Source organism: Methanobrevibacter millerae, from assembly GCF_900103415.1.
In the GTDB taxonomy this organism is placed as follows: Archaea; Methanobacteriota; Methanobacteria; order Methanobacteriales; family Methanobacteriaceae; genus Methanocatella; species Methanocatella millerae.
The window spans coordinates 1-6,129 of the sequence record NZ_FMXB01000037.1 but is presented as its reverse complement, the minus strand read 5'-3'; the positions used below and the strand labels follow the sequence as shown (position 1 = coordinate 6,129).

Below are 6,129 nucleotides of genomic sequence, written 5' to 3'. Positions count from 1 at the left end.
TGAACCGTTGGTGCGACGGGGATAGCCTAGTTCAGACTTAATAGACTATTAAGCAAAAAAAAATCTAGGAATCCCCGACCTCTAAAAGGTCGGGGAGGTTCAAAAAAAAAATAAAAAGAGCAGAATCATAAGTATGATTCTGTAATTGATGCAACACCTGCGCCTGCATCTTCGATTGCGCCTAAGCCTTTTAAGGTCATTCCGATAGCTGCAAAGGTCTGCACTAATTCTTTGTAGGAAATGCATCCCATGTGTCCGATTCTGAAGATGTTTCCTTTCAAGTGATCCTGTCCTCCGGCAAGTTCTACGCCGTACTTGTCACGGGTGGTTCCTCTAAAGTCAGCGTCAGCGATTCCTTCAGGCATTTTTACTGCAGTTACGGTTGCTGAGGATACTGCTTCGTCTGCGAATAATTCAAGGCCTAAAGCTTTTACAGCTGCTACGCTTGCGTTTGCTGCCTTGTGGTGACGTGCAATCCTGTTTTCTAAACCTTCTTCCATAACTATTTTCAGAGCTTCGTTCATTGCGTAAGTTAAGCTGACTGATGGAGTGTAAGGAGTTTCAGGAGGGTTTTTGTCTCCGCTTTTTCTTGCAGCTTTCAAATCTAAATAATAAGTATTGGTGTCGAAACTGTCGACGGCTTTCCATGCGTCGTCGCTTAATGTAATGGCTGCCATTCCAGGAGGCGCTGCCAGACATTTTTGTGAACCGGTTACGCAGACGTCAATTCCGAACTTTTCAACGTCAACGTAGTCTCCTCCGAGGGAGGATACGGTATCTACGATGTATAATGCGTCGTAGTTTTTCATTACCTTACCGATTTCTTCGATAGGTGCCGCTACACCGGTGGATGTTTCGTTGTGAATAACGGAAATTGCTTTGATGTCTTCGTTTTCATCAAGAGCTTCTGCGATTTGTTTTGGGGTTACTGCTGTTCCCCATTCGACTGCAAGCTCCTGTGCGTCGATTCCATGGGTCTGTGCGATTTTCATGAAACGTTCACCGAATTTTCCACCAACAATGTTCAACATCTTTTCGCCAGGGGCAACGGTATTTGCAATGGCCGCTTCCATTGCAGCGGTACCTGATCCGGTTAATAAATAAGATTTATTTGGGGTTTGGAATACTTTACTCATTAATTCAGTGGTTTCTGTTAATATTTCTCCATATTTTGCTCCTCTGTGATTTACAACAGCTTTTGACATTGCAGCCAGCACTCTAGGGTCTACTGTTGTTGGACCAGGAAGCATTAATAAAATTTCGTCCATTGATTTTCCTCCATATCAAAAAAAGATTTAGCTTTTCTAAATCTAGTTAAATGTTTAATTTTCATTGTTATTATATATTATCGTCGGCAAATCTTTTGCCGTTTCGATTGTACATTTTTGTTCAAATGGCTTTAAATACTCCAGAAAATAAAATAATTAATCAATGATTAAAAGAATTTGCCTTTTTGTATTGGGACTGTTCATAATGTCTTTTGGGGTGGCATTTTCAATCAAGTCGACTTTCGGAACCACGCCCATAAGCTCCATTTCATACGCCCTTGCATTATGCACCGACATGGACGTCGGGCTTGCCACATTCATTTTCAACGCAGCCCTGATTTTCCTTCAGATGATTATCCTGAGGTCAAGATTCAGGGCCAGAAGACTGCTGCAGTTCATCAACTGCTTTCTTTTCAGCTATTTCACGGATGTGGCATTATATATCGTTTACGCATTAAACATTCCCGACACGCTAATCATTAATGTAATCCTGATATTCGTAAGCATATTTCTCATAGCCCTTGGAATATTCATCTACATGCCGGCAAATATCGCACCCCTTCCGGGCGAGGGATGCGTCGAATCAATTGTCCTCGTCACCGGATGGAGGTTTTCATCAATTAAAATCGCCTTTGACGCCACGATGGTCATAATATCTCTCATAATGTGCGCTTTATTCTATACGACGCCTTTCGGAAGCGTCAGTATAGGAACGGTGATTTCAGCATTCGGTGTCGGTTTCACATTAAGGCAAATTGCAAAATTATATAATAGCATGACTGGTAAAGATATTAATATTGTTAATGAATGAGGTTAAAACTATGGAATTTGGCCAGTGGAGTATATACTATAAAGAAATTCTAGACGATTTCGGTTTCAGCCGTGAAGATGATGAAAAATCCGCTCAAGTATTGGATGAGATTTTATCTGAAGAGGGCTGTTTAACGCTCGAGGATTTAAGTAAAATAGTTGGATTTTCAGACAGGTTTATTGTCTTCGGAGCGGGCCCGTCACTCAAGGAGCATATCCAGCTCCTGCTTGAAAACTATGACTTGAAGGAATATGTCCTGGTGTCTGCAGACGGCGCCACAACCGCCATGGTTGAAGAGAGGATTTCTCCGGACATCGTTGTCACAGATTTGGACGGAAATCTTGATGACATACTGTTGGCTAATTTAAGGGGTGCAAACGTCGTTATACACGCCCACGGCGACAATATCACAAAGGTAGCTCAGCTGACTCCCTTTTTCACAAACGTCCTTGGAACGACCCAGGCCCAGCCGGTGGGAAACCTTTACAACTTCGGAGGATTCACCGACGGCGACAGGGCGATATTCTTGGCAGTAGCTTTGGGAGCGTCTGAAATCACATTGGCCGGAATGGACTTCGGCGAAATCGTAACAAAGTATTCAAGGCCTAACCTGCCGGACATCGTAGGACCGGCCGATGAAGTCAAGCGCAAAAAGCTTCAATATGCTGAAGAATTCACTAACTGGATAGAAGAAAACGAAAACGTTAAAATAACTAATTTGAAAGAATGACTTATTAATGCCTGGGGGGTATCATGGCTAAGTTTTGTCCTGAATGCGGCTGCAAATTGAATCATGATGAAAAGACCTGTCCTGAATGCGGCATAAATCTCAATTTCAGCACAGAAAAATCTGATAAGGGGTGGGGATTGCCGAAAATACTGGTGGCAGTTGGAATCGTTGCGGTCATCATCTTTGCAGCATTTATCCTGATTACGGGCAATTTCACAGACAGCGAAAACATCCTAGTTACCGTATCTGAAAGCGGGGAATGGATTTCAAGCTATGACAACAATACTACCATGACATACTCTTACTATGTGAACGGATATATTTCAGGAATACCTTCTGATTCGGACAAGTATTTCCTTAGAACGATATATTATGATTCAAACAATACCGAGCTTGGAAAAACGACAGAAAACCTGCAGAAAATCCATTTTATGCTCTCTGAAACTGATTTGCATGCCATAAGTTTATTCTTGCCAAAAAATCAGGTGTATGTGGATCATATCACAATCCAGGTAGTTAAGGACAATGAGGTCTTAAAGGAATTCAATGAAAGCTTTGACTCCAATAACGTGGAATTTTTCAACTGATACAAAATTTTTTTAATAGCTAAAAATAGATTAGATAATATGGGAATCGAAGATATATTGATGTATGACGAAAGTCTCTTTAAGAACATAAACGCATTTGACCCGGACTATCTGCCTCCAAACTATAATTTCAGGGACACGCAGATGGAAGCCATGGCAATAGCCATAAGGCCGGCCATGCGCAACGCGCAACCGTCAAATGCAGTGATACTGGGGTCTCCTGCAACCGGAAAGACAACGGCGGTCAAGAAGGTATACGAACTGGTCGAGAAAAACACTGACAAGGTCGTATGCGTCTATATAAACTGCCAGCTTCACACGACAAGGTTCGGAATAATATCCCAAATCCACAAGCAGATTTTCGGACACCTGCCTCCCGAATCAGGAGTTCCATTTGCAAAGATATATGAAAAGATAATGCTGGAGCTTCAAAAGAAAGGCCAATCATTAATATTATCTTTGGATGACGTCAACTACCTTTTCCAGAGCAAAAACGCAAACAAGATATTCTATGACATCTTAAGGGCATACGAGGAATTTCCAGGCGTAAAGACAGCCATTTTTGCAATACTTTCGGATCTGGAATTCAGGTACGTTCTCGACAAGAACGTTAATACGGTGTTCATTCCTCAGGAAATCATGTTCCAGCCTTATTCCTACTCTGAAATAGAGGATATCCTAAGGGACAGGGTCCGAGCAGGATTTTATCCCAACGTAATAGGCGATGACATTATCGAACAGGTTGCGATGTACGCCTTTGACAATGGTGATTTGAGAACCGGAATAGCCCTTTTGAGAAGCTGCGGAAACATCGCCGAGGCCGACGCGTCACGTGAAATCACTCAGGAGCATTTCGATGAGGCAGTCGACTCGCTGGTTTCAATCAACATTTCCCAGGTATTGTCCACTTTAACGGAAAACGAGAGGAGCCTACTTTTATTGATTACTGAAAGCAGGGAAAACATCACTGCAGGCGATTTGGGCGAGGCCTTCCGTGAAAAGGAAAACGTCAGCTACGCCTCATACAACAGGACTCTCGACAAGCTCGAATTTTTAAGGTTAATCGATACAAAATATACAGGATCAGGGGCCAGAGGAAATTCACGTGAAATAATCCTGAGATTCAACCCTGACGATTATCAAATCTGACCTGCATATTTCGTAAATGGAGTTAGTTTCTGTATTCAAAATTAGATTAATTGCATGATACGCCCCCAGCACTCGCATTAAGGGTTTGGTATTAATCTAATTTGTACTTATGTCCCATCTATAAAAGGTATGGGTTTTGTGCCGTCGCAACGGAAAGCACGGATAAAAGTAACACTACGATTACTGTGAGCGTTACCATGCAAGCCTGAAGATCGATGTTGGAATATGCGATTTCATCAATTATTGAAGTCTTTTTTCTTAAGTCTGCTCTTTTTTGGGTATTTGTATTTTTAAACATAATAATCACATCACTATGTTTAAGGTTGTTGAAAGCCAATATATAAGCAAAGAGTAAGAGCGTGTGATAAGTAATATTTTTTAGGGTAAAAATCATGAAGAAATTCGAATATTTTGACGTCACTGCCGATATAGGATTTTATGCATGTGGCAATGACTTGAATGAAGCGTTTGAAAATGCAGGACTTGCAATGTTTAACATAATATCAAACACTGATAAAATAAAAGCTTTAAAATCAATAGAATTTGAAATAGTCTCTGAAGACGAGGTGTCACTTCTTTACGACTATCTGGAGGAATTATTGTTCTATCATGAGGTCGAATTCATGCTATTCAGTGAGTTTAACGTTCAAATAGAACGGTCTGGTGATGCTTTCAAGCTTAAGGCATTAATTAAAGGTGAAGAGATAAACTGGGATGTTCATGAAAGGAACTGTGAAATCAAGGCCATCACGTTTCACCAGATGGAAGTCAAGGTTAATGGCGGAGTCATGCTTAAAGCGATTGTGGACTTATAAAATTATAAATAAAATGCAAATCTAATATATCAACATGAAAAAAATAAAGAGCACATCCAGAACATTTGAACAGATTTTAGGTGTTTTAGGTTCATTTATAAGCATTATTTCCGGTTCATTTATTATCTTCATAGAAAGCGGGGGCATGCAGGGAAACTCATTTATAGCTGTTCTGTCCATTATCGGTGCCATTTTAGGTTTTATATCTGTATTTTATGTTGATAAGGATTTGGAATTTGCCGGTGTGGGATTCATAGTTGCCGCAATACTTGTATTGATGGGTACGCCACGTCTGGGAATTCTCGGCTCTGTACTGATTCTGATTGCAGGTATGTCTGCATTATTCAGAAAATAATTTAAATATTCACCATTTGGAGGTAATTAACCATGCCAATTTATCATAATATTGCAAGAATACCCCAACCTCTTCTAGGTTGGGGATGAATTGCACAATGGGGGGGTGTTTTTTTTTATAATGTGTTAGTATTGGTATACGTTTGTAATAAACGGTTTAAATACGTTTTTGATTATATGAATTATTTTGATTAATTATTTGAGTAGGAATCAACATTCAGTATACAAATTAACTTTTCATTTTTGGTGTTGGTTTATATAAAATAATCGTAGGAAAGTGATTAATCACGATATTTTTTTTTGATTATTTTTTGATGGAATATTTTTTTTTATTAATAAAATTGGTCAGATTTATCAAGGATTTTTATTGTTAAGGAGGCAAATTTGGAAGTAGATTTATTATTCATATAATAAT

The 6,129-nt window shown here is 39.9% G+C and carries 8 protein-coding genes; 6 read left to right on the top strand and 2 right to left on the bottom strand.

Annotated elements, in window-relative coordinates:
* Positions 1-125 precede the first annotated feature (125 nt).
* Positions 126-1,268 carry a pyridoxal-phosphate-dependent aminotransferase family protein gene (locus F3G70_RS11820; RefSeq protein WP_149732908.1) on the bottom strand — a complete coding sequence of 381 codons (1,143 nt, stop codon included), beginning with the start codon at positions 1,266-1,268 and terminating at the stop codon, positions 126-128.
* 163 nt (positions 1,269-1,431) lie between these two features.
* On the opposite strand from F3G70_RS11820, the gene F3G70_RS11815 reads away from it, so the two are divergent.
* Genes F3G70_RS11815 through F3G70_RS11800 form a run of 4 tightly spaced genes read left to right on the top strand, consistent with a single transcriptional unit; the run spans position 1,432 to position 4,545 of the window.
* The gene (locus tag F3G70_RS11815) at positions 1,432-2,079 is read left to right on the top strand and encodes a YczE/YyaS/YitT family protein (RefSeq protein ID WP_149732907.1); all 648 of its coding nucleotides are present in this window, start codon (positions 1,432-1,434) and stop codon (positions 2,077-2,079) included.
* 10 nt (positions 2,080-2,089) lie between these two features.
* Entirely contained in the window at positions 2,090-2,809 is a 720-nt protein-coding gene (locus tag F3G70_RS11810; protein WP_149732906.1) for a 6-hydroxymethylpterin diphosphokinase MptE-like protein, read from the top strand.
* A gap of 23 nt (positions 2,810-2,832) precedes the next feature.
* Positions 2,833-3,396, top strand: a complete 564-nt coding sequence (locus F3G70_RS11805; protein ID WP_149732905.1) for a zinc ribbon domain-containing protein — start codon at positions 2,833-2,835, stop codon at positions 3,394-3,396.
* 39 nt (positions 3,397-3,435) lie between these two features.
* Positions 3,436-4,545: an ORC1-type DNA replication protein gene (locus tag F3G70_RS11800; RefSeq protein ID WP_149732904.1), complete on the top strand. Its 1,110-nt coding sequence runs from the start codon at positions 3,436-3,438 to the stop codon at positions 4,543-4,545.
* Between the two features lie 118 nt (positions 4,546-4,663).
* Here F3G70_RS11800 and F3G70_RS11795 read toward each other — a convergent pair whose 3' ends face one another.
* Positions 4,664-4,843: a hypothetical protein gene (locus F3G70_RS11795; RefSeq protein WP_149732903.1), complete on the bottom strand. Its 180-nt coding sequence runs from the start codon at positions 4,841-4,843 to the stop codon at positions 4,664-4,666.
* 94 nt (positions 4,844-4,937) lie between these two features.
* Here F3G70_RS11795 and F3G70_RS11790 point away from each other — a divergent pair, with 94 nt between their 5' ends.
* Both F3G70_RS11790 and F3G70_RS11785 read left to right on the top strand, forming a co-directional pair.
* The gene (locus tag F3G70_RS11790) at positions 4,938-5,360 is read left to right on the top strand and encodes an archease (protein WP_149732902.1); all 423 of its coding nucleotides are present in this window, start codon (positions 4,938-4,940) and stop codon (positions 5,358-5,360) included.
* Between the two features lie 34 nt (positions 5,361-5,394).
* Positions 5,395-5,715 carry a hypothetical protein gene (locus F3G70_RS11785; protein ID WP_149732901.1) on the top strand — a complete coding sequence of 107 codons (321 nt, stop codon included), beginning with the start codon at positions 5,395-5,397 and terminating at the stop codon, positions 5,713-5,715.
* The last annotated feature ends 414 nt before the right edge of the window (positions 5,716-6,129 follow it).

What these genes read in the sequence shown, in the direction of transcription:
- F3G70_RS11820 (WP_149732908.1), bottom strand. Translation starts at nt 1,268, where the DNA reads ATGGACGAAATTTTATTAATGCTTCCTGGTCCAACAACAGTAGACCCT.
- F3G70_RS11815 (WP_149732907.1), top strand. Translation starts at nt 1,432, where the DNA reads ATGATTAAAAGAATTTGCCTTTTTGTATTGGGACTGTTCATAATGTCT.
- F3G70_RS11810 (WP_149732906.1), top strand. Translation starts at nt 2,090, where the DNA reads ATGGAATTTGGCCAGTGGAGTATATACTATAAAGAAATTCTAGACGAT.
- F3G70_RS11805 (WP_149732905.1), top strand. Translation starts at nt 2,833, where the DNA reads ATGGCTAAGTTTTGTCCTGAATGCGGCTGCAAATTGAATCATGATGAA.
- F3G70_RS11800 (WP_149732904.1), top strand. Translation starts at nt 3,436, where the DNA reads ATGGGAATCGAAGATATATTGATGTATGACGAAAGTCTCTTTAAGAAC.
- F3G70_RS11795 (WP_149732903.1), bottom strand. Translation starts at nt 4,843, where the DNA reads ATGTTTAAAAATACAAATACCCAAAAAAGAGCAGACTTAAGAAAAAAG.
- F3G70_RS11790 (WP_149732902.1), top strand. Translation starts at nt 4,938, where the DNA reads ATGAAGAAATTCGAATATTTTGACGTCACTGCCGATATAGGATTTTAT.
- F3G70_RS11785 (WP_149732901.1), top strand. Translation starts at nt 5,395, where the DNA reads ATGAAAAAAATAAAGAGCACATCCAGAACATTTGAACAGATTTTAGGT.